Origin of the sequence: Runella sp. CRIBMP, from assembly GCF_009905605.1 — a bacterium.
GTDB lineage: Bacteria > Bacteroidota > Bacteroidia > Cytophagales > Spirosomataceae > Runella.
In genome coordinates this window covers 571,613-592,399 of record NZ_JAAAKZ010000003.1, presented here as the reverse complement: position 1 = coordinate 592,399, position 20,787 = coordinate 571,613, and the positions used below count along the sequence as shown (strand labels likewise).

The window sequence follows — 20,787 nt, the reverse complement described above, 5'->3', positions numbered from 1 at the left end:
TTCCTTTATGAAAAAGCTTTTCTTCTTATTGTTCTTCTTTATCACCCAATTTTCACTCCCGATTTTGGCCCAAGTCCAAAAAGCACCCAACCGAGCCGAAGGAGACGGCCCTCACAAACGACTTATCATCAGAGGCGTGACCATCATCAACAGCACGGGCTCGCCCCCAATTGGTCCCATGGATATTGTGGTTGAAAATAACCGCATTGCCCAAATTCGTCAAGCAGGTTATCCAGGAATGCCCGCTGACCCCAAAAATGGCGTAAAAGCCAACCCAAGCGACAAAGAAATGAATTGTCAAGGCATGTACTTGATGCCAGGCTTTGTAGATATGCACGGCCATATCGGAGGTGTACAGCAGGGAGCCAATGCCGAATATGTGTTTAAACTCTGGATGGCCCACGGAGTCACGACCATCCGCGACCCATCTTGTGGGAATGGACTTGATTGGGTGCTGGACCAAAAAGAAAAAAGTGCTAAAAATCTGATTACTGCTCCGCGAATTAAAGCCTACACAGTATTCGGACAAGGAGCCAGCGATTTTATATCCACGCCCGAGCAGGCCCGTGAATGGGTACGCCAAAACGCAAAAAAAGGCGCTGACGGCATCAAATTCTTCGGTGCCGAACCCGAAGTTTTTAAGGCCGCCCTCGACGAAAACAAAAAACTAGGGCTTGGCTCTGCCGCCCACCACGCCCAAACCGAAGTAGGGCGCATGAATGCCTTGGCCACCGCTAGAGCTGGCTTGACAAGTATGGAACACTGGTATGGGCTCCCAGAAGCACTATTTGATGACAAAACCCTCCAAAATTATCCAACGGATTATAACTACAACAACGAGCAAAACCGTTTTGAAGAAGCTGGTAAACTCTGGAAACAAGCGGCTAAACCCGGTACCGAAAAATGGAATCAGGTGATGGACGAAATGTTGAAACTGGATTTCACCATTGACCCCACCTTCAACATCTACGAAGCCAACCGTGAACTAATGCTGGCCCGCCGCGCCGAATGGCATGAGGAATACACGCTGCCTTCTCTGTGGCGCTTTTATGGCCCGAGCCGCATCTCTCACGGGTCGTATTGGCACAACTGGGGCACGGAGCAGGAAGTAGCATGGAAAGAGAATTATCGTCTGTGGATGGCGTTTATCAACGAATACAAAAATCGCGGTGGGCGCGTTACCACAGGTTCTGATTCGGGATTTATTTATCAATTATACGGATTTGCTTACATCCGTGAACTAGAATTGCTCCGCGAAGCAGGATTCCATCCTATGGAAATCATCCGGGCCGCCACCCTCAAAGGAGCAGAAGCCCTCGGCATGGCCAAAGATATTGGCTCGGTAGAAGTAGGAAAACTGGCCGATTTTGTGATTACTGAAGAAAATCCGCTCGCCAACCTGAAAACACTTTACGGAACGGGAGCCATTCGACTCAATGAAAAAAACGAAGTGACACGCGTAGGTGGCGTAAAATACACCGTCAAAGATGGCGTGGTGTACGATGCTAAAAAACTGCTGGCCGACGTGCGTAAGATCGTCGCAGATGCTAAAAAAGAAGAGAATTTTGAAATTACCCAGCCGGGCATTCCCCAAAAATCAGGAAAAGTATCGGGCAGTAATTAGTAGTAATCAGTGATTGGTGGTTTGTGGTTAGTTGGGAAGAATGTTTAACTTTGCAGTCTATTATTGAAGCTAATTGAGTGCTGAAATTGTCCCTAAGCACTACCCACAAATCACTAATCACCCGATGCTAACCGAACGAGTCAAAGAGATATTTCAGGAAATAGAACAGTTTGAAGTTGCTACCAAGGAGCAACTAGAACAATATCGTCAACGCTTTGTAGGACGCAAAGGCGTCGTCGAAGCCCTTTTTGAAGGACTGAAAGACATTGCCAAAGAAGAGCGCCGCGCCGTAGGGCAGGAATTGAACGCTTTAAAAAATTTTGCCATCGACCGCTTCGCCGTCATTCAGGCCGAGTTTGAGGCCAACGACAGTGGCTCTAGTGGGCCGTCGGTTGATTTAACTTTGCCCGTCGTTCCTAACCAACTCGGCAGTATACACCCGCTCACCTTGGCCCGCGCCAAAATCATCGAAATCTTTGAGCGCATGGGTTTCAGCGTGGCCGACGGCCCCGAGATTGAATCCGATTGGTACAACTTTACGGCCCTCAATTTCCCCGAAAACCATCCCGCACGCGAAATGCAGGACACGTTTTTCGTGGCCAAAAATGCCGAAGACCCTACGCAAGATATGCTCCTGCGTACACATACCTCAAACGTACAAATCCGGATGATGGAACGCCAAAAGCCGCCCATCCGCGCCATTATGCCCGGGCGTGTGTACCGCAATGAGGCCATTTCGGCCCGCGCGCACTGCTTTTTCCACCAGGTAGAAGGCTTGTATATTGATAAAAACGTAAGTTTCAAAGACCTCAAAGACACGCTTTATCACTTCTCCAAAGAGATGTTTGACAAAGACGTAAAAATACGCCTCCGTCCGTCGTTCTTCCCCTTTACGGAGCCAAGCGCCGAGATTGACATTTGGTTGGGCACCGACACGGAAGAGACCTACCGTTTATCCAAAGGAACGGGTTGGGTAGAGATTGCCGGCAGTGGCATGGTAGACCCCAACGTCTTGGCCAACTGCGGCATCGACCCCGAAGAATACACTGGTTTTGCCTTCGGCATGGGTATTGAGCGCATTGCCCAGCTCCGCTACGGCGTTCGTGACCTACGCCTATACTCTGAAAATGATGTACGCTTTTTGCGTCAGTTTGAAGGGGTGTAAATCCACGATTAACGTCATCAAAAAAGGGTTGAAAACTAGTTTTCAACCCTTTTTTGATGACGTTTTTAGGTTTTATAGGATAAATAATTAACCAATTTCCTCATTAAATTTATCAATATTATCTCTGAGTTCACAGAATTTTTCTAAATAAAAATCTTCGTTACGTCTCGTTCCCGTAATAGGTACTGTTGAGTTAAATTTATCGACAATAATTGGAGCATTACCTCCGACCATTTTATCTTCATTTCCTGTGACCACAAACTCTTCAGATTGGTAAAAGAAAATCCACCCAAATTTAAATTCTACCGTTTCACTTTCCATTATTTTTAGACGGCGGGTAGCTCTTTTTTCAAGTTCTTTCAATTCACCTTCTACAAGTTTTTTTGCTTGTTCAATATTTAACATAAATATTTACTCAAATGAATTATTCAATTTTTTCAACTCAGCTACGGCTGCCTCTTTTAGCAATTGATTTTTTGAAGTTGCAAGCATCTGTAATTTTTTCAGAGACTTTTTATCGTTTATAGCACCTAAAGCCCATATACATTTCTTTGCTAATGGAATAGGTTCATCATCATATTTACTTTCATCAAGTAATGCAACGGAAAATAATGTGTCAATGCTATTAATATCTTTCAACTCCTCTAAATATTCAGCTACATCTTCTTGGCTTGAATGCCAATTTTCTTCCAATAGCTTACAAAATATGTCAGTATATTTATTATTCAGCCCATCTGTTTCTGAGGCGATTAAAGAGCATTCTAATAGTGAATCATTCTTTTGGAAACGTGCTTCATTAATTAACTCTATTAAACTGTCAGTATACTGATGTTTACGATAGGGAATAATTAATTTAATATCAGGGGCTAATGGTCTATTAATTTTCGCTATTTCCTTTAGCTGTAATAAGACATTCATCATTCTTCTGACTCTTGAAACTCTATGCTGAAAGTTTTATGGGTATTTTTCAACTGCAAGAAACGACGGGGGAAGAATAGTAGATTGAAAACGCAATCACTTGGCTAAAACCCACCACCAATCCACTGCTCGTCGTCAAAGTCTCCTTCCAACTCGCCCGATTTAGAAACGAACAACGGGCGGGCTTTTACGGGGCGCTCAGGTTTGACCGTCATGAAGTTGCGGTATTGCTCATCAGAAATTACCTCCAACGAAAGCGCCCGTTTTAGCACAATCGGGAACGGAACCCGAAAAAAATCAGCAATATCTACGGCCAGAGAAGAAGATATTTTGGTAATGCCCCGATGAAAGAAGCTCTGCACTTCACTTTCGGGCAGCAACGCATCAAAAACGAGTTTTTCCGAACGTTGACACAAGGCATCTGGCTGTGAATAACTCATGTACAACCCCAACGAAGCCGTCAGTAATGCCGTGTAATAACAGCGCTCATAATCATTGGCCTTGGCATTCAAAAACACCCACCCTTTGTTTTGAAACAAAGCTGAAAAGCCGACAAATTCGGTTTCTACCGCGTGTAATTGCGCCACTTTGACCACTTCTGGATAAGGCAAACGGCGGCCTAACTGGCGGATAATATCCTGCCCCGACGATACATCGGCGGCCTCACCAGCTGGCTCCAATAGCCAATCGCCCGCCAATAGTCCCTGAAATAAACGCTCACCGTCGCGCTGGGCCGCGATTTGCCCCAAATGAAGCAACGTACGGTCTTGCAATCGGAAGTCAATCGGGACTTGATTTTCAGGTTGTTTTTTCTTCCCCATTTTACCTTAAAAGGTTGAGTATAAGACAAAAGTAGACGAATTTTGAAAATGTACAAACGAAAAAAATGACAAAAGGTAATAAATAAGTGTATTTTCAAATTGTCCAGTTTTCAAATTTTCAAATTAGAAGGGTAGCTTTGTAGCAACATTTCAACAGACCACATATGACTGATCAACTTAAAACGGTTCCGCTCAACGACCTCCACCAAAAATTGGGAGCAAAAATGGTACCATTTGCGGGCTTTATGATGCCCGTTCGCTATTCATCCGACCTTGAAGAGCACCATTGTGTTCGCAACGGAGTAGGCGTATTTGACGTGTCGCACATGGGTGAATTTATCCTAAAAGGCCCCAAGGCCCTCGACCTCATTCAGCGGGTATCAGCCAATGACGCGTCGGTGTTGTTTGACGGCAAAATCCAATACAGCTACCTGCCCAACGAGCAAGGCGGTGCGGTTGATGATTTGCTGGTGTACCGAATCGACGAGGAGGAATACTTTTTGGTAGTCAATGCCTCCAATATCGAAAAAGACTGGAACTGGATTCAAAGCCATAATACCGAAGGCGTTCCGATGATTAACGCATCGGATGATTTGTGTCTTTTTGCCGTACAAGGCCCCAAAGCGGCCGAAGCGCTGCAAAAACTGACGAGTATTCACTTGGCAGAAATGGAGTATTATACCTTCAAAAAAGGGACCTTTGCGGGTTTGCCAGATATTATCGTTTCGGCCACGGGTTATACTGGGGCGGGCGGCTTTGAGTTATACATTCCCCGATACGCGGCCATTCATGTTTGGCACCACATTTTTGAAGCGGGCAAAGAGTTTGGCATCAAACCCATCGGCCTAGGTGCACGCGACACACTTCGCCTCGAAATGGGTTATTGCCTCTACGGAAACGACATCGACGATACCTCCTCTCCGCTCGAAGCAGGCTTGGGTTGGGTGACCAAATTCACCAAGAATTTTATTAATTCTGAAGCACTTCTCCAACAAAAACAAGCGGGATTACAACGCAAACTGGTTGGTTTTGAAATGATTGACCGAGGTATTCCGCGCGGCCATTATGAACTGTGCGATGCCGAAGGAAATATGTTGGGCCACGTAACATCTGGAACCCAATCACCTACCTTGGGCAAGGGCATCGGACTGGGGTATGTACCTACCGCTTATAGCAAACCAGGAAGTGAGATTTTTGTAAAAGTACGCGAAAAATTGCTGAAAGCGCAAGTCGTAAAATTACCATTTGTAAAACCAACCGTATAACCGAAAAACCGTTTTATGAACTGTGTTTTCGTTACGTTAATAACATCGTATGAAATCCATTGACGTCTGCCTGACCCCTGATTTATTACACCTTCATGCCATCGACAATACCATCGTCGTTGTTGCCGACATTTTCAGGGCTACCTCCTGCATGGTCACGGGACTGGCGTATGGCATCGAAAGCATTACGCCCGTTGCTACGGTAGAAGAATGCTATGCCTATCAGCAAAAAGGGTATTTCGCGGCAGCAGAGCGCAACGCCTTGAAAGTAGAAGGATTTGAACTAGATAATTCTCCTTTCAGCTACATGGACGACCGCCTCGTAGGTGGGCACGTAGCTATGACCACCACCAACGGCACCTTGTCTATCACCAAAGCCAAAGCAGATGCCGTAAAGGTATTGGTGGGTGCCTTTCTTAATTTAGGCGCCGTGGCCAACTACCTTCAATCTCAATCGTACGATGTGCTGGTGTTGTGTGCAGGCTGGAAAGGCCGCGTCAACTTAGAAGATACGCTTTTTGCGGGGGCGTTGGTAGAAGCCCTCAAAGAAGAATACATGATTGCCGAAGACAGCGCTCTAATGGCGATGCGAGCCTATCAGCAAGCCAAAGATGACTTATTGGGCTACGTGTCCAACTCGTCACACGTACGTCGCCTGCAACGTCTCGGTATTCAAAAAGATATTTCGTATTGCCTCCAACGAGACTTGTACGATGTAGTGCCCATTTTGCGTGGAAGTACGCTAGTGGCTATGTGATGAAAGCCGAGAAAAAGAAAAGTCAGGAGAGATAAGTTCTCTCCTGGCTGACTTTCTTCTACATCCTATCTGGTACTTCAATGCCCAATAGGCCCATTGCTTTTTGGATGCCGTCGGCTACGGCTTGTGAAAGCAGCAGACGCGCTTGTTGGGCATCGGCATTGGGTTCTTGCAATATTGATACTTCAGCATAAAACGTATTGTACGCCTTCGCCAATTCGTAAGCATACTGCGAAATCAAGGCAGGCGAATAATTGCGGGCGGCGTCGGCCACTCGCTCGGGGAATTGGGTAAGGCAAAAAATAACCTCTTTCTCCGAATCCGTCAACGGAACCGTCACGGCGGGTTTGGTCCACTCCACCCCCATCTGTACCGCTTTCCGCAGCACCGAACGAGTACGGGCGTGGGTATATTGAATAAACGGTCCAGTATGCCCATGCAACTCCACCGACTCGGCCGGGTTGAACAGCATTCGCTTTTGTGGGTCTACTTTCAAAAGATAGTATTTCAAGGCACCTAAGCCTAACATCGAGAATAGTTTTTGTTTTTCGGCCTCGCTAAAATCATCAATTTTTCCTTTGGCGTTGCCTTCCTCGGCGGCGGCGGCGGTTACTTCGGCCACCAGTTCATCGGCATCCACGACCGTTCCTTCCCGTGACTTCATTTTTCCCGAGGGCAAATCCACCATGCCGTAGCTCAGGTGATAACAGCCTTCGGCGTAAGCACGACCCAAGCGTTTAAGAATGGCAAACAAGACCTGAAAGTGGTAATCTTGCTCATTTCCGACAACCCAAATGGATTTATTGGTGTGAAAATCGGCAAATTTCAAGTCAGTTGTTCCCAAATCTTGGGTCATATAAACGGAAGTGCCATCGCCCCGCAACACGAGTTTTTCGTCTAAACCTTCGGCCGATAAATCAATCCACACCGAATTGTCAGGTTTTTGGAAGAACACACCCTTCGCCAAGCCTTCGTCCACGGCATCTTTTCCCAAAAGATAAGTGTTGGATTCGTAGTAGGTCTTGTCAAAACTGACCCCGATTTTTTGATAGGTATCGTTAAATCCAGCGTAGACCCACGCATTCATCTGCTTCCAGAGCGCAATCGTTTCGGCATCGCTTTGTTCCCATTTCAGGAGCAGTTGCTGGGCTTCGAGCATCCAAGGGGCTTTTTTCTCGGCTTCTTCTTTGGTCTTACCTTCGGCTACCAAGGCTTCAATTTGTCGCTTGTATTCTTTGTCAAACAAGACGTAATATTTACCAATCAGGTGGTCGCCTTTGAGTCCAGAAGACTCGGGGGTTTCACCGTTGCCGAGCTTGGCATAGGCCAACATTGATTTACAAATATGAATGCCTCGGTCATTGACCAAACAAGTTTTGACAACGTCGTAGCCGTTGGCTTTCAAAATTCTGGACACCGAGTCGCCCAAAAAGTTATTCCGTAAATGCCCCAAGTGCAAAGGCTTATTGGTATTGGGCGACGAAAATTCGACCATGACCGATTGCCCATTGGGGGCCGAAAAACCAAAGTTTGGATCAAGCGCCAAGGTGTTGAGGGCTGCAATCCAAGCCGATTCGGCAATACTGAGGTTCAAAAAACCCTGCACCACGTTAAATTTGCTCACCACGCCCGATTTTTCTACCAGATACTGTCCGAGGCTATTCCCGATTTCGACGGGAGGTTTGCGGAGGCTTTTGGTGTAGGGAAAAGTAACAAATGTATAAAAACCTTCAAAGTCTTTTTTGGTCGGCTGAAGCAGGATTGTTTCTTCGGCAACGTTATAAATTTCCTGCAATGCGCTTTGGATATACGTCTTGATAATTGATTCTATATGCATAATTCCGTATTCATTATTCCGTTATTCGTCGTAAATCGCTCATTGTTACCCTAAAAAGAATAGTAACCGATAAGGGTTTCAAACGAGTCGCAAAAGTACTTCAAATTCGTCAAGCAAATAATAATTTAATCGTATTTTCGTATCTTCAACCCCTCAGTGCGCACAAATAAGTTGATTTTAAATAAAGCGTTTGCTACTTTTATTGATAACAAGCGTTTATGATGAACTTCTAACCATTCGGCACTTAACAGTCAAGAAATGAAAATGTTGAAACAAATACTACGCTTATTGATGTTCACTGGTGCCCTGTATTCAGAAGCGCAGGCACAATTGGAACAATCTTTACGGTTGGAGTTTAAGGTCAGCCAAACTAACGATGAATATTTTGACGTTACGCCGCTCAACAAAGACGGCTTGTTGGTGACCCAGCGCAAAGAAGAATATTATGGCAACGAAAAATGGTCTTTTTTCCGTTTTGATACCCTGCTCAAACAACAATGGTCGGCAGAATATAAGTTATCTTACGAACTGCATCCTATCAAAACTTATCACAACCAAAATTACCTTTTTTGGCTGCTTCAAGAAACCGACAGCGACAAGCTGACCGTGCTACGGGTGGACTTACACAACGGTGAAATCGAGACTTTTAAGGGAGATTTGTTGACCCGCGCCGACATTGTGCATTTCAAAGTATTGGGCAACACCGCTTTTATCGGCGGCTACCACCACAGCCGGCCCGTGGTCATGGCTTTTTCTTTCTTTGACAAAAGCATCAAAGCGCTGCCGTATCTGTACACCACCAACACTGAAATCAGTAACATCGAACTCGACGAACAACGCAATCAACTCAATGTGTTGCTCTACACCATCAAACGGGGCGATTGTCAATTTACCATCAAAACTTATTCGTACGAAGGCAAACTCATCAAAACAACGACGATGCCTTTTGAAGACAACAACGGCCTGATTTCGGGCAAAATCTTACCGCTCGACGAGGCTTCGTCACTCATTGTCGGCAATTATGCGCAGGGCTGTACCCAATATTCGCAAGGGCTTTATTTCTCAAGAATCAAAGATGCCGAGCCGGAAAAACTGCAATGGGTCGATTTTTCTAAATTAGAAAACTTTTTTAATTACCTAAAACCCAAACGCAAACAGCGGGTAGTAGAAAAAATTTCTAAGCGAAAAGAAGAAGGAAAAGAGCCTAAGTTTCGGTACCGATTGCTGGTTCATGAAGTTATTAAATCCAACGATGAATTCGTGCTGGTGGCAGAGGTGTACTATCCCGTATATAAAAATGGGAACATGTATAGTGGCGGTATGGCAGCTCGAAACCCCAACCGCGAATTTGATGGTTTTCGCTATACACACGCCATCGTTTGTGGATTTGACAAGGCTGGAAATCTGCTATGGGATAACTGTTTTGCCCTCGAAAATGTCGAAAGCATTGAGCTACTGCCCATGGTTCAGGTCACCCGCCGCGATGGGCTGCTGGTGCTGGGCTATCCCAAAGACGGAAAGATTAACACAGAAGTGATAGAGCGCAACAAAATAGTGCGTGAAAAAGAGGCCTTTACCATCAAAAGCGCCGACGACAACGACCGCATTGTAGACAACGAACGCGGACTTTTGGCAGCGTGGCATGACCATTACTTTTTGGCTTATGGTTACCAGAAAATCGGCAGCGAAAAATGGGTAGGTGCCCCGCGTGAAGTTTTTTACATCAATCGCTTTTCTTACGACCCCAACGCACCTCGTTTAGATGCCAAGGAAGAAACAAAAAAGGGGAAATCATCGGGGAATTAATCAGGCAATAATTTTTTCGTTAAAGCTTCTGACCGCCTGCGCGATTTCGGGCAAAAGGTCGGGGTTTTTCTCAATGCCGTTTCCAACCACTACCACATCGGCTCCCGCTTCAAGCGCTGATTGCGCTTTTTCGACGGAATTAATGCCGCCGCCGACAATAATGGGGGTATCTACCGCTTGGCGAACCGCCGCAATCATCTCGGCCGAAACGGGCTTTTGTGCCCCACTTCCTGCATCTAAGTACATGATTTGCAACCCTAACAATTCGCCAGCCATGGCCGTACAGGCCGCCACTCCAGGTTTATCGTGGGGAATAGGAGTAGTGTTACTAATGTAAGACACCGTAGTGGCACGGCCACTCTCGATGAGCATATAACCCGTGGGCAGAATTTCCAATTTGCTCTTTTTCAACAGCGGAGCCGCAATAACATGTTGCCCAATGAGGAGTTCAGGATTTCGGCCCGAAATAAGCGATAGCAACAAAATAGCATCCGCCGACGGCTCTATGTGCAGGCTGTTGCCCGGAAAAAGAATCGCAGGAATATGGGTATGTTTATGAATGGCCGCAATAATTTCATCTGAAGCATACCGGGTAATGAGACTGCCGCCCACAAAGAAAAAATCGACTCCGTAACGCACACTTTCGGCGAGCATAAACGGAAACGACTCCAACTCCACCTTGTCGGGGTCGAGCAACACTGCGAACGCTTTTCGCCCGTTTTGAAGATTACTTTGAAGTTTCGTTCGTATCTGTGCCTGCATTCGTATTTTGCTGAGTAGCCAAAAAATCCATTAATTTTTGTCGTGCTAGTCCTAGTAGCCAAGTCGTTGCATAAGAAGTAACGGTTTTGACAACCCACGATGTTTTTTCTGTATGACGCTCAATGCCCCCCGAAACGTTGCTCGTATTTTTTGCTTTTATTTCAGGTTCATCTTCTGGCAATAGCGCATCTACCAATAAATAAACCACCGCAATCACGCCACCGATGACCAACGCCTGCTTGCCGATTTCGACGGCATCCACTTTTAAGTCTTCTATTTTTTCTTCCAACAGACGGCGATACCCTTCTGAGGCTGTTTGTAATTCGGTAATCCGGCCATTGGTGTCACCAAATGGCTCCTCAAAAGTCAGGATATTTTTTGGGAGTGAAGCCATTATGTGGATGTTTTTAAGTTGATTACTGGGCTTTTAAGGGTGAATAACAGAGACAATTTACGCCAAATCCATTCAATTCCACTTAAAATCAGCTAGTAAATCTTTCTCAAAAGTCGTAAAAACCTACTAGAAGCCCAAAACTGAACCTAATTTTTAAAGAAATTGTAACGCAAAAGCGTCTAAGCGTGTACCTTTGTATGTTTGTATGGAGTAGTTAGTACATTGCATCGTATTTATTAGGACCAGAATAACCCTTATTTGTAACATAAATTGAGTACCATCAATATAAAATAACCAATGCCACTCGACCAAGAATTTGATAAAGAGAATGCCACCGGCGACGAAATGAGTTTTATTGAGCACCTCGAAGAATTGCGTTGGCACGTAATTCGGGCCGTAGGGGCGATTTTAATTTTTACCATTGCCGCTTTTATTTACATTGAAGAAATCTATGACAAAATCATATTGGGCCCTTCCAAGTCTGATTTTTGGACTTACCGGATGCTTTGCAAAATCGCTGACTTTACGGGTGCCGAAGGGCTTTGCATTGAAAAACTAGACTTTGAGTTACAGAGTCGTGAGATGGCAGGCCAATTTACCATGGCACTACTTTCTTCGGTTATCATAGGTTTGTTGTTTGCGTTCCCTTATGCTTTTTGGGAAGTATGGCGCTTTATCAAGCCAGGTCTTAAGCCTGCCGAGCGGCGCGTATCGCGGGGCGCGGTTTTCTACGTTACGTTTCTATTTTTGTCAGGTGTTTTCTTCGGATACTATATTGTTTCTCCACTGGCTATCAACTTTTTGGCCAATTTCCAATTAGACCCCCGTATCAAGAACCAATTTGACATTACCTCGTATGTAGGGCTGATTTCGGTATTGACGCTTGCCTGCGGTCTTACATTCCAGCTACCAGTCGTTGCGTTTGTTTTGTCGCGAATCGGTTTTCTTAACCCTCGCTTCATGCGCGAATACCGCAAACACGCCTTTGTAGTTATTTTGATTTTGGCGGCGGTCATTACTCCTTCTCCCGATGTACTCAGTCAGGTATTGGTTGCATTACCTTTAACCCTTTTGTACGAAATCAGCATCTTAGTTTCAGCTTGGGTAGAGCGTACTAAAAAAGAAGATGCAGAATTGGAAGCCAAGGAAGAAGAAGCCAGTGCAATGGGTGAGCCTTGGAATCCTGATGCTGACATGTAATTAATCATGATTCAATTTACCGACATTTCTAAGTCCTTCGATGGACGCATGGTATTGGAGGATGTTTCTGGGACGTTCAAACCCGGCGATACAAACTTAATCATTGGCGGGAGCGGCACGGGTAAAAGCGTGCTGCTCAAATGCCTAATTGGTCTTGTCAAACCCGACCAAGGCAATGTGCTCTACAACGGTCGGGATTTTTGGAACAGCGATGAAGACACCCGCAAGCAGATTCGCCGCGAAATGGGCGTTCTTTTTCAGGGTGGGGCGTTGTTTGATTCCAAGACCGTGGCCCAAAATGTACGCTTTCCGCTCGAAATGCTCACCAACATGAGCGAAAGTGAAAAAGAAGACCGCGTAAATTTTTGCCTCAGCCGCGTAGGTCTTGAGCAAGCCGCGGGGCGGATGCCTTCCGAAATCAGCGGCGGAATGAAAAAGCGCGTCGGCATTGCGCGGGCCATCGTAATGAATCCAAAGTATTTATTTTGCGACGAGCCAAACTCTGGCTTAGACCCGCTCACGTCCATCAAAATTGATGAGCTCATCAAAGAAATTACGGACGAATATCACATTACTACCGTTGTGATTACGCACGACATGAACTCAGTCTTAGAAATCGGTGAAAAAGTGATGTTTCTGTACAAAGGTCATAAAGTCTGGGAAGGCAACAATAACACCATTACCGAGTCAAAAGTGACCGAATTGAATGAATTTATTTTTGCCAATAAACTACTACGAGACATGAGCCGCCAATAAGGTTTTTCGATTTATTTACGAAAACACATTACGGTAAATGGGCTTTCTGTACAAAAACTGCCCGTATAAAAGAGGGTAAAAAAGGTAATCTGTCAGGATAGAAGGTGTACGAAACTCGATTTCGTCCGCAATGATGGTATGCTCACCGTCTTTAATGATTCGGTGGTGGTGCCGCCAATAACTTAAGAAAAACGGAAGTTTTACACCTTCGTCAATAAAAAAAACCTCCTCGACATTGCCTTGCTGCTCCGTAATTTTGCTGGTCCAGAGTTGTTTGAAGAGAAAAAAATTCAATTCTAATTCCACAATATTTCCTTTCAGACATCCGTCAAAACGAACCACCCGAACGGGAGGAAAAGGAGGACTCAGCCGACGAAAAAGTGTTTCATCAAAGCCTCTCCAAACCTGTAGGTAAGACTGCTGAACGGTGGTTTTTAGAATAAGTTTCATGACTATTTAACACGCCCTACTCAAAAAAGTTTTCTACTTTGCAGTTCAATTCACCAATACTTTTACCCTTATGCTGACCGTTTACGGAATTCCCAACTGCGACACCGTCAAAAAAGCAATAACAGCGCTGAAAGAAAATCAACTTCCCTTCACGTTTCACGACTATAAAAAACACGGCATTTCGCACGAAAAGCTGACGCTCTGGCTCACCCAACAGCCCAAAGAAACTCTCATCAATCGGGCAGGAACCACATGGAAACAACTCTCTGACGAACAAAAAAACGCCGTGCAAGACAACGAAAGCGCCATTGCACTCATGATGGAAAAGCCTTCGGTGATTAAGCGCCCTATCGTTGAAAAAGATGGAAAGATTGTGGCCGTAGGGTGGAAACCCGATACGCTGGCGAGCATCGCATAAATTAACCCTGTCTTCAATGCCATTTATATATTGTTTAATACCCAAAAAATGAAGTTATTGACCGTATTCGGTACCCGCCCCGAAGCCATCAAAATGGCCATGGTGGTACGAAATTTAAGCCAAAACCCACATGTAGAGCATAAACTGTGCGTGACTGGACAGCACCGACAGATGCTAGACCAGGTATTAGATATTTTTGAACTAACGCCCGACTTTGACCTCAACGTGATGCAAGCTGGGCAGGATTTGACCGATATTACCTGCCGTATTCTGACGGGCCTACGCACGCTTTTTCAATCTTATCGACCAGATGTTGTGTTGGTACACGGAGATACCACTACGTGCATGGCTACGTCGTTGGCTGCCTTTTATGCAGGCATTAAGATTGCGCACGTTGAAGCAGGATTGCGTACGGGTAATCTTCAATCACCTTATCCTGAAGAAGCCAATCGCCTCATTACCGACCGTTTAGCCAATTATTATTTTGCTCCCACCGACCGCAACGTACAGGCGCTTTTAAAAGAAGGCATTGCTCCTACACTTATTTTAAAAACGGGCAATACTGTCATTGATTCTTTACTCTACGTCAGCCAACGAGCCACGCATTTTTCTGATGATATTCCGCCTTCTGTGCAACACATTTTTGAATCAGGTCGGAAAATTTTGCTCGTGACTGGGCATCGTCGCGAGAATTTCGGTGATGGCTTTATCCAAATTTGTGACGCATTACGTCATTTGGCCGAGAAATACCCAGACCTAGAAATCGTGTACCCCGTTCACCTCAATCCCAACGTTCAGCAGCCAGTTTATGACCGATTGGGCAACCTACCCAACGTACATTTACCAGCGCCGATGGATTACACCAATTTTGTGTACGCCATGAAAAAAAGCTGGGCCATTCTGACCGATTCGGGTGGGGTGCAGGAAGAAGCTCCGAGTTTAGGAAAGCCTGTTTTGGTCATGCGCGACACTACCGAGCGCCCCGAAGCCATCGATGCGGGTACAGTTAAGCTTGTGGGTGCCAATCGCGACTCTATTATACAATCGGTCAGTGAGTTGTGCGAAAACGAAACCCTTTACCAGCAAATGTCGGAGGCCAATAATCCCTACGGCGACGGCTTGGCAAGTGAGCGAATAGCGGCATTTTTGAGAGGTTTATAAAATTAAGCATCATAAAAAGCCTATATCGTTACTACAACGGCATCTTGGAAGGTTCTGTCACGGACTTCTTATTTACATTTTAAATTTTTTTGTTTTTCAGTTCTCAACTTTACCTTTCCGCTTTTTGCTCTTTTGGAAAAGGAATAACGCCCGTTTGTTCATACAACTGCAACCATTCTTTTTTGGGACTTTGAATCGTCAGGTAAAAATCATAGAAGGGCTTCATATCTTTGACGTAGTCGCCAGTGAGGTAAATAGGCTCACCAAATACCACCAGTTTTCGGGTATAATCAAAGCCAACAAGCACAAGCGGCACCTGGGCTTTGAGCGCCATAAAATAAAAGCCCGTTTTGAGTTTGGAGGTATTGCTGCGGGTGCCCTCGGGGGCAATAGCGATGTGAATAAACTCGTTTTGATTGAAAGTCTCGGCCACGGCATCCACCAAATTATTGGATTTTTCACGGTACACGGGATACCCACCCAATGCCCGAAAAAACCAAGCCGAATACCATTTAAAGAGAGAACTTTTTCCCAAAAAGCCCATTTTAACGCCAATGGAAGCCCTTGCGCCAACTCCAATAAAAAAATCAGAGCTGTTCCAGTGCGGGCAAACTACCCATATTCCCTTTTTTAAATCTTTGGGAACACGTCCGAGAATTCCCCATCCAAAAATTCGGTATAAAAATGCAAAGAGCCAATTCATCATCATCAAGGTTTAGGTACCTCAAATTTAGGAACTCCTTTCGATTTGGCAACAGGTAGCGTCAATGATTTCTCTACTATTTTACTATTGTTTATAAAATAGTTTACAGGCAAATCATGCTCATTCTCTTTTTATATTCCGTGGGGGTCTGCTCGGTGAAGTTTTTAAAGGCGTCGTCAAACAAAGCGATAGATTCGTACCCCACTTTGTACGCGAGGTCTTCCATTTTGCTTTGTTGGTATTCGGGCATTACGAGCAAGCGCTTGGCTTCCTGAATACGGTAAGTTGAAATCAATTCGGGGAAGCCTTGTTCTAAATTTTCGTCGATTACCTGCGTCAACTGCGCCGCCGTAACATTGAGTCGAGCCGCCAATGATTCTAGTGAAATATTTTTTTCGAGATACGGTTTTTCATCGTTCATGAGCCTGAACAGGCGATTTAGTAGACGAACGCCGTATTCTTGATTTGCCTTTCTACCAAAAAACAGCAAGTTGATTTTTATGGGTTTTTGAAGCATTTTTTCAGAGCGTACCACAAAAAGCAGCACCCAAACCAAACCTCCGAAGAGGCCCATCCACCACAATAACCCATTAAAATTAATCGGTAGTTCTTTCATCTCATGGCTGATTTAGTGATAAGATGAGAAAAGGACCCTCAACGTTGCACGAACTGTTAAATCAATTTTACTTTTTTCTCGTACGGGCCACACAAACAAAAGATTTTGAGCAGTGAGCCGCCTACGCGATGCCATTGCCGAGATTGATCCTTTGGCCTTTATTGTTCAACACGGAATAGATGACGCCCGCGGGGGTATTGTAAAAGGAAGGCCGTCGCATTAACCCATTGTCTATCAAACGCCGAACAAATTGAAAAACAGAGCAATACCCATATCTTTTTCGTCAGATTCTTTCTTTTATAGATTCAACGTGAAGTTTGGGGTATTCACTATGTGCAGGAATGCAGTGTTTAATAACGACCATTTTTTAAGTTCTTTTTTGACCTGAATTTCCCAAAACTAATGTTGCGGAACGCATTAGCAACTTCTTCCAAAAAAACTGAAAATTATCAATCTACCCCTAATAGTTGACAGTGCTGGCTATTTTCTATCCCAACATCGCTTCCAACAACTTCATTTGGCGAGGTTCGGGCAGGTTGAGTTTACGGAGAGATTTTTGGGCGTTGTGATAGGCAGTTACGCGGTCGTATTGGCGTTGAAGATTCAACCAAAACTCGGCTGAAATATCCAAAGCCTGTTCTAACCGTAACGCCATTTCTAGCGATACCCGTCGCTTTTTGTGCAATAACTGGCTAATAATCGCCTGACTTACACCCATTTGAATCGCAATCGTTTGCTGCGTCAGGTTTCTGGCTTCCAGTTCATCTGCCAGTAGTTCTCCGGGATGAGTCGCTACTGCAGGTATCAATTCGTTTGCTCTTTTCATTAGTGATAATCCGTCAAGTCTTCCAGTGTGAGTATTTCTATCGTTTCTTCTTCATCCAATCGAAAAATCAAACGGTATTGGTCATTTACCCTTGCGGCGTATTTGCCCGTTAATTCTTTTTTGAGTGGGTGAATACGCAGTGAGTTTATTTTTTTTGAGTTCATTAAAATTAGGAGCAGCGACCATGTAATTAACTACTTTCTGATACTGTCTCACCACAGAAGACTGAAAAGGGAGCTTCCCTCGGTGAGTGCCTTCATAATAGGCCACTAATTCGTTATTATCAAACTCAATAATCATTCACTAAAATTATAACATAGTATGTTATAAAACAATAAATTTACTCAGTTTGTAACAATTTGACAATAAATTGTCAATATCCACTGACTGCATTTTTGGCAGAATGCTCGTTTTCGAATAGCTTTGAGCCTTTCCTTTTTTTAACCTATGCTACAGTTAATCAAAAACGCCTCCCAAACCCAAGGCAATCAAGCCATTGTCGCTGACAATCAAACCTATACCTACCAACATTTACTGGAAGCTTCGCACGGATTTGCGTCAATATTACTTGAACAAACAACTGATTTGGCCGAAGCTCGCGTCGCTTTTATGGTCTCCCCCGGTTTTGATTATGTGCGCGTGCAGTGGGGTATATGGCGCGCTGGCGGCGTAGCGGTTCCGTTGTGTATCACGTACCCATTGCCCTCCTTACAGTACGTCATCGACGATACCGACGCGCAAATCATCGTGGCGGGGGCCGAATATGCCGAGCTTTTAGAGCCGTTGGTTACCCAAAAAGGCCTTCGTTTCATTGCCTTAACGGATATTAAAGACGCTGCTTTATCTCCCCAAAAATTGCCCAATATTTCGCCCGACCGTCGGGCAATGATTCTCTATACTAGCGGCACCACTAACCTACCCAAAGGCGTGGTCACGACGCACCGCACCATCGAAGCACAGGTATCAACCTTGGTAAAAGCCTGGGAATGGTCGGCCAATGATCACATTCTGTGCGTGTTGCCGTTGCACCACGTTCACGGCATCATTAACGTCATTTCGTGCGCACTGTGGTCGGGCGCGACGGTAGAGTTCTTGCCGTCATTTTCGGCAGAAGCGGTCTTTGGGGCATTTTTGCAAGAAAAAATCAACGTATTCATGGCCGTCCCGACCATTTATTTCAAACTCATTGCCTACTGGGAAAGTCTGCCAAAGGATAAACAACAAGTCATTTCAGACAACCTTGCTCGCTTTCGACTGATGGTTTCTGGCTCGGCGGCATTGCCTGTATCGGTTATGGAAAAATGGAAAACCATTAGCGGACACACGCTTTTGGAACGCTACGGCATGACCGAAATCGGCATGGGCATTAGCAATCCCTACCACGGCGAGCGCAAAGCAGGCTACATCGGCAAACCTCTGCCTGGCGTTCGGGTTCTGTTGGTCGATGAGCAAAATCAGGTCGTCAAAACGGGCCAACCTGGCGAAATTCAGGTGAAGGGAAAAAACGTATTTTTGGAATACTGGCAACGCCCCGAAGCCACCCAAAAGACTTTCACGGAAGATGGTTGGTTCAAAACAGGTGACGTGGCAGTGGTCGAAAAAGGCTATTACCGCATCTTGGGCCGCGATTCTATCGACATCATTAAATCTGGCGGTTACAAAATCTCCGCGCTCGAAATCGAAGAAGTATTGCGCACGCATCCCGCCATCAGCGATTGCAGTGTGGTGGGCGTTCCCAACGAAGAATGGGGGGAGTTGGTCGTTGCGGCATTGATGGTCAAAGCCCCCGAAATCGACCTAAAAGCGCTCAACCAATGGCTACGCGAGCGTATGCCCGCCTACAAAGTACCTCGCCACTACAAAATCATCGACGAACTCCCCCGCAATGCCATGGGCAAAGTCACCAAAAACGACATCAAGAAGTTATTTTAATTTCCTTAACGTCGGCAGGGTTAATCGTCACAATCTCAAACCCTGCCGACGTTCCCTAAACCTTTAACCTCCAAAAAATGATTATTTACGGCGTAGCCATTTTGGCTTTTTGCTACATCCTCGGCCAACTCATCGGTGAATTTTTGGGTAAACTCATCGGCGTCGACGCCAACGTCGGCGGAGTAGGTTTTGCCATGTTACTTTTGATTTTCCTGAGCGATTGGCTTCACAAAAAAGGTTATTTTGATAAATCTACCGAAAACGGAATTCTGTTTTGGAATCATATGTATATTCCGATTATCGTGGCGATGTCGGCCATTCAAAACGTAAAAGTGGCGGTTTCGAGTGGCTTTATCGCCATTGTGGCGGGGATTGTCCCTTTTGTGATTTGCCTGCTTGCCATTCCGCTTTTAGCCAAACTTTCTAAAAATACCAAGCCCGACTGAGCATGGAAATTATCGTCAAATTCCTCGAAAAAAATGGGTTGGTCTTTGCCTTTTTGGTCGTAGGGCTTATCATTTATCTGTCGGGCATTATTTCCGACAAACTTACTCGTCGTAAAATCCCCGCCTCGGCCATCGCTATTCTTACGGGTCTGGTCATTGCCTACTTCGGTGGGGTGTATTCGGGTGGGGAAAAGGGCATTGCCGATATTAAGATTTTTTCGGGCTTCGGTACGCTGGGCGGCTCCATGTTTCGCGACTTCGCCATTGTTTCTACCGCTATGGGCGCGAGTTTTTTAGTGTTGAGGCGCACGGGCTGGGTGGGCGCTTTATCGCTGTTTTTGGGCATTGTACTTTCTTTTTTGGGCGGTGTTGGCGTGGCATTGCTATGGGGTTATCGCGACGCCGTCAGCCTGACCACCATCGGCGCGGGGGCATGTACATACATTGTCGGGCCAGTAACGGGCGCGGCCATCGGTGCCTCGTCCGACGTCATTGCCTTGAGCATTGCGGCGGGGGTGGTCAAAGCCATTACCGTAACCATCGGTACGCCCTTCGTGGCCAAATACATCGGCCTCGATAATCCACACACCGCCCTCATCTACGGTGGATTGATGGGAACCACCAGCGGCGTAACGGCAGGATTGGCCGCCACCGACCCCAAACTTGTTCCCTACGGTGCCCTTACCGCCACATTTTACACGGGTCTGGGCTGCCTCGCCTGTCCTTCGATTCTGTACCTTCTAATGCGGCTGACGTTGGGGAGCTGATGCGCTTATTTTCTACAAAGGTTATGCATCTACGAGGCTTCTTTCTGTTAGGGGCTTTTGTTTAAGCTCTTTCACCTCCTTTTTTTCTCAATTAAATCGTCCATAGACACAATTCAATCATTTCTGGCTATTAAAAATGGGCACATTAGGGCAATTTTGGGGT

General features: G+C 45.5%; 24 protein-coding genes. 13 read left to right on the top strand and 11 right to left on the bottom strand.

What is annotated here, in order from left to right:
- The first annotated feature begins 7 nt into the window (after nucleotides 1–7).
- Together GVN20_RS12260 and pheS are read left to right on the top strand one after the other, a co-directional pair.
- Nucleotides 8–1,624 (top strand): amidohydrolase family protein, encoded by a 1,617-nt coding sequence (locus tag GVN20_RS12260; protein WP_166558596.1) that lies wholly within the window; start codon nucleotides 8–10, stop codon nucleotides 1,622–1,624.
- 124 nt (nucleotides 1,625–1,748) lie between these two features.
- Nucleotides 1,749–2,789 carry a phenylalanine--tRNA ligase subunit alpha gene (pheS, locus tag GVN20_RS12255; protein WP_166558595.1) on the top strand — a complete coding sequence of 347 codons (1,041 nt, stop codon included), beginning with the start codon at nucleotides 1,749–1,751 and terminating at the stop codon, nucleotides 2,787–2,789.
- Nucleotides 2,790–2,876: 87 nt separating this feature from the next.
- Here pheS and GVN20_RS12250 read toward each other — a convergent pair whose 3' ends face one another.
- The 3 genes from GVN20_RS12250 to GVN20_RS12240 all read right to left on the bottom strand — a co-directional run bounded on the left by GVN20_RS12250 (nucleotide 2,877) and on the right by GVN20_RS12240 (nucleotide 4,528).
- Nucleotides 2,877–3,194 (bottom strand): YrhB domain-containing protein, encoded by a 318-nt coding sequence (locus GVN20_RS12250; RefSeq protein WP_166558594.1) that lies wholly within the window; start codon nucleotides 3,192–3,194, stop codon nucleotides 2,877–2,879.
- 6 nt (nucleotides 3,195–3,200) lie between these two features.
- The gene (locus GVN20_RS12245; RefSeq protein WP_166558593.1) at nucleotides 3,201–3,710 is read right to left on the bottom strand and encodes a hypothetical protein; all 510 of its coding nucleotides are present in this window, start codon (nucleotides 3,708–3,710) and stop codon (nucleotides 3,201–3,203) included.
- A 101-nt stretch (nucleotides 3,711–3,811) separates the two neighbouring features.
- On the bottom strand, nucleotides 3,812–4,528 hold the full coding sequence (locus GVN20_RS12240; RefSeq protein WP_166558592.1) for a hypothetical protein: 717 nt from the start codon (nucleotides 4,526–4,528) through the stop codon (nucleotides 3,812–3,814).
- A gap of 164 nt (nucleotides 4,529–4,692) precedes the next feature.
- On the opposite strand from GVN20_RS12240, the gene gcvT reads away from it, so the two are divergent.
- Nucleotides 4,693–5,793: a glycine cleavage system aminomethyltransferase GcvT gene (gene gcvT, locus GVN20_RS12235; protein WP_166558591.1), complete on the top strand. Its 1,101-nt coding sequence runs from the start codon at nucleotides 4,693–4,695 to the stop codon at nucleotides 5,791–5,793.
- A gap of 49 nt (nucleotides 5,794–5,842) precedes the next feature.
- The gene (locus GVN20_RS12230; protein ID WP_166558590.1) at nucleotides 5,843–6,550 is read left to right on the top strand and encodes a 2-phosphosulfolactate phosphatase; all 708 of its coding nucleotides are present in this window, start codon (nucleotides 5,843–5,845) and stop codon (nucleotides 6,548–6,550) included.
- Between the two features lie 58 nt (nucleotides 6,551–6,608).
- On the opposite strand, the gene argS is transcribed toward GVN20_RS12230, so the two are convergent.
- Nucleotides 6,609–8,387, bottom strand: a complete 1,779-nt coding sequence (gene argS, locus GVN20_RS12225) for an arginine--tRNA ligase (RefSeq protein WP_166558589.1) — start codon at nucleotides 8,385–8,387, stop codon at nucleotides 6,609–6,611.
- Nucleotides 8,388–8,645: 258 nt separating this feature from the next.
- Here argS and GVN20_RS12220 point away from each other — a divergent pair, with 258 nt between their 5' ends.
- Entirely contained in the window at nucleotides 8,646–10,193 is a 1,548-nt protein-coding gene (locus tag GVN20_RS12220; protein ID WP_206023252.1) for a hypothetical protein, read from the top strand.
- On the opposite strand, the gene GVN20_RS12215 is transcribed toward GVN20_RS12220, so the two are convergent.
- Both GVN20_RS12215 and GVN20_RS12210 read right to left on the bottom strand, forming a co-directional pair.
- A complete protein-coding gene (locus tag GVN20_RS12215) occupies nucleotides 10,194–10,955 on the bottom strand; it encodes a geranylgeranylglyceryl/heptaprenylglyceryl phosphate synthase (protein WP_114463998.1) in 762 nt (253 codons plus the stop codon).
- Complete coding sequence (locus tag GVN20_RS12210) at nucleotides 10,921–11,349, bottom strand: hypothetical protein (RefSeq protein ID WP_166558588.1); 429 nt, start codon at nucleotides 11,347–11,349, stop codon at nucleotides 10,921–10,923. The genes GVN20_RS12215 and GVN20_RS12210 overlap by 35 nt, the downstream gene beginning before the upstream one ends.
- 297 nt (nucleotides 11,350–11,646) lie before the next feature.
- Between GVN20_RS12210 and tatC the strand changes: the two genes are divergently transcribed.
- Entirely contained in the window at nucleotides 11,647–12,549 is a 903-nt protein-coding gene (tatC, locus tag GVN20_RS12205) for a twin-arginine translocase subunit TatC (protein WP_166558587.1), read from the top strand.
- A 6-nt stretch (nucleotides 12,550–12,555) separates the two neighbouring features.
- Nucleotides 12,556–13,305: an ABC transporter ATP-binding protein gene (locus GVN20_RS12200; protein WP_166558586.1), complete on the top strand. Its 750-nt coding sequence runs from the start codon at nucleotides 12,556–12,558 to the stop codon at nucleotides 13,303–13,305.
- Between the two features lie 15 nt (nucleotides 13,306–13,320).
- On the opposite strand, the gene GVN20_RS12195 is transcribed toward GVN20_RS12200, so the two are convergent.
- On the bottom strand, nucleotides 13,321–13,755 hold the full coding sequence (locus tag GVN20_RS12195) for a hypothetical protein (RefSeq protein ID WP_166558585.1): 435 nt from the start codon (nucleotides 13,753–13,755) through the stop codon (nucleotides 13,321–13,323).
- Nucleotides 13,756–13,825: 70 nt separating this feature from the next.
- On the opposite strand from GVN20_RS12195, the gene GVN20_RS12190 reads away from it, so the two are divergent.
- Together GVN20_RS12190 and wecB are read left to right on the top strand one after the other, a co-directional pair.
- Nucleotides 13,826–14,173, top strand: coding sequence for an arsenate reductase (locus tag GVN20_RS12190; RefSeq protein WP_166558584.1), 348 nt, complete (start codon nucleotides 13,826–13,828; stop codon nucleotides 14,171–14,173).
- A gap of 48 nt (nucleotides 14,174–14,221) precedes the next feature.
- Nucleotides 14,222–15,334, top strand: a complete 1,113-nt coding sequence (gene wecB / locus GVN20_RS12185; protein WP_166558583.1) for a non-hydrolyzing UDP-N-acetylglucosamine 2-epimerase — start codon at nucleotides 14,222–14,224, stop codon at nucleotides 15,332–15,334.
- Between the two features lie 109 nt (nucleotides 15,335–15,443).
- Here the strand turns inward: wecB and GVN20_RS12180 are convergent, their stop codons facing one another.
- A complete protein-coding gene (locus GVN20_RS12180) occupies nucleotides 15,444–16,037 on the bottom strand; it encodes a 1-acyl-sn-glycerol-3-phosphate acyltransferase (RefSeq protein WP_229599044.1) in 594 nt (197 codons plus the stop codon).
- Between the two features lie 103 nt (nucleotides 16,038–16,140).
- Complete coding sequence (locus tag GVN20_RS12175; RefSeq protein ID WP_166558582.1) at nucleotides 16,141–16,653, bottom strand: helix-turn-helix domain-containing protein; 513 nt, start codon at nucleotides 16,651–16,653, stop codon at nucleotides 16,141–16,143.
- Between the two features lie 112 nt (nucleotides 16,654–16,765).
- Between GVN20_RS12175 and GVN20_RS12170 the strand changes: the two genes are divergently transcribed.
- Entirely contained in the window at nucleotides 16,766–16,876 is a 111-nt protein-coding gene (locus tag GVN20_RS12170) for a DUF2179 domain-containing protein (RefSeq protein ID WP_229599043.1), read from the top strand.
- A 264-nt stretch (nucleotides 16,877–17,140) separates the two neighbouring features.
- Here GVN20_RS12170 and GVN20_RS12165 read toward each other — a convergent pair whose 3' ends face one another.
- Together GVN20_RS12165 and GVN20_RS12160 are read right to left on the bottom strand one after the other, a co-directional pair.
- Nucleotides 17,141–17,479 (bottom strand): HigA family addiction module antitoxin, encoded by a 339-nt coding sequence (locus GVN20_RS12165; protein ID WP_166558581.1) that lies wholly within the window; start codon nucleotides 17,477–17,479, stop codon nucleotides 17,141–17,143.
- Nucleotides 17,479–17,643, bottom strand: a complete 165-nt coding sequence (locus GVN20_RS12160; RefSeq protein ID WP_166558580.1) for a type II toxin-antitoxin system RelE/ParE family toxin — start codon at nucleotides 17,641–17,643, stop codon at nucleotides 17,479–17,481. The genes GVN20_RS12165 and GVN20_RS12160 overlap by 1 nt, the downstream gene beginning before the upstream one ends.
- 283 nt (nucleotides 17,644–17,926) lie before the next feature.
- On the opposite strand from GVN20_RS12160, the gene GVN20_RS12155 reads away from it, so the two are divergent.
- The 3 genes from GVN20_RS12155 (at nucleotide 17,927) to madM (ending at nucleotide 20,624) form a co-directional block, all read left to right on the top strand.
- Nucleotides 17,927–19,411, top strand: coding sequence for an acyl-CoA synthetase (locus GVN20_RS12155; protein ID WP_166558579.1), 1,485 nt, complete (start codon nucleotides 17,927–17,929; stop codon nucleotides 19,409–19,411).
- Nucleotides 19,412–19,488: 77 nt separating this feature from the next.
- Nucleotides 19,489–19,857: a malonate transporter subunit MadL gene (gene madL, locus GVN20_RS12150; protein WP_166558578.1), complete on the top strand. Its 369-nt coding sequence runs from the start codon at nucleotides 19,489–19,491 to the stop codon at nucleotides 19,855–19,857.
- Nucleotides 19,858–19,859: 2 nt separating this feature from the next.
- The gene (gene madM, locus GVN20_RS12145) at nucleotides 19,860–20,624 is read left to right on the top strand and encodes a malonate transporter subunit MadM (protein WP_166558577.1); all 765 of its coding nucleotides are present in this window, start codon (nucleotides 19,860–19,862) and stop codon (nucleotides 20,622–20,624) included.
- Nucleotides 20,625–20,787 lie beyond the last annotated feature (163 nt).

Coding starts and splice junctions, on each gene's coding strand:
- GVN20_RS12260 (WP_166558596.1), top strand. CDS start 8: ATGAAAAAGCTTTTCTTCTTATTGTTCTTCTTTATCACCCAATTTTCA.
- pheS (WP_166558595.1), top strand. CDS start 1,749: ATGCTAACCGAACGAGTCAAAGAGATATTTCAGGAAATAGAACAGTTT.
- GVN20_RS12250 (WP_166558594.1), bottom strand. CDS start 3,194: ATGTTAAATATTGAACAAGCAAAAAAACTTGTAGAAGGTGAATTGAAA.
- GVN20_RS12245 (WP_166558593.1), bottom strand. CDS start 3,710: ATGATGAATGTCTTATTACAGCTAAAGGAAATAGCGAAAATTAATAGA.
- GVN20_RS12240 (WP_166558592.1), bottom strand. CDS start 4,528: ATGGGGAAGAAAAAACAACCTGAAAATCAAGTCCCGATTGACTTCCGA.
- gcvT (WP_166558591.1), top strand. CDS start 4,693: ATGACTGATCAACTTAAAACGGTTCCGCTCAACGACCTCCACCAAAAA.
- GVN20_RS12230 (WP_166558590.1), top strand. CDS start 5,843: ATGAAATCCATTGACGTCTGCCTGACCCCTGATTTATTACACCTTCAT.
- argS (WP_166558589.1), bottom strand. CDS start 8,387: ATGCATATAGAATCAATTATCAAGACGTATATCCAAAGCGCATTGCAG.
- GVN20_RS12220 (WP_206023252.1), top strand. CDS start 8,646: ATGAAAATGTTGAAACAAATACTACGCTTATTGATGTTCACTGGTGCC.
- GVN20_RS12215 (WP_114463998.1), bottom strand. CDS start 10,955: ATGCAGGCACAGATACGAACGAAACTTCAAAGTAATCTTCAAAACGGG.
- GVN20_RS12210 (WP_166558588.1), bottom strand. CDS start 11,349: ATGGCTTCACTCCCAAAAAATATCCTGACTTTTGAGGAGCCATTTGGT.
- tatC (WP_166558587.1), top strand. CDS start 11,647: ATGCCACTCGACCAAGAATTTGATAAAGAGAATGCCACCGGCGACGAA.
- GVN20_RS12200 (WP_166558586.1), top strand. CDS start 12,556: ATGATTCAATTTACCGACATTTCTAAGTCCTTCGATGGACGCATGGTA.
- GVN20_RS12195 (WP_166558585.1), bottom strand. CDS start 13,755: ATGAAACTTATTCTAAAAACCACCGTTCAGCAGTCTTACCTACAGGTT.
- GVN20_RS12190 (WP_166558584.1), top strand. CDS start 13,826: ATGCTGACCGTTTACGGAATTCCCAACTGCGACACCGTCAAAAAAGCA.
- wecB (WP_166558583.1), top strand. CDS start 14,222: ATGAAGTTATTGACCGTATTCGGTACCCGCCCCGAAGCCATCAAAATG.
- GVN20_RS12180 (WP_229599044.1), bottom strand. CDS start 16,037: ATGAATTGGCTCTTTGCATTTTTATACCGAATTTTTGGATGGGGAATT.
- GVN20_RS12175 (WP_166558582.1), bottom strand. CDS start 16,653: ATGAAAGAACTACCGATTAATTTTAATGGGTTATTGTGGTGGATGGGC.
- GVN20_RS12165 (WP_166558581.1), bottom strand. CDS start 17,479: ATGAAAAGAGCAAACGAATTGATACCTGCAGTAGCGACTCATCCCGGA.
- GVN20_RS12160 (WP_166558580.1), bottom strand. CDS start 17,643: ATGAACTCAAAAAAAATAAACTCACTGCGTATTCACCCACTCAAAAAA.
- GVN20_RS12155 (WP_166558579.1), top strand. CDS start 17,927: ATGCTACAGTTAATCAAAAACGCCTCCCAAACCCAAGGCAATCAAGCC.
- madL (WP_166558578.1), top strand. CDS start 19,489: ATGATTATTTACGGCGTAGCCATTTTGGCTTTTTGCTACATCCTCGGC.
- madM (WP_166558577.1), top strand. CDS start 19,860: ATGGAAATTATCGTCAAATTCCTCGAAAAAAATGGGTTGGTCTTTGCC.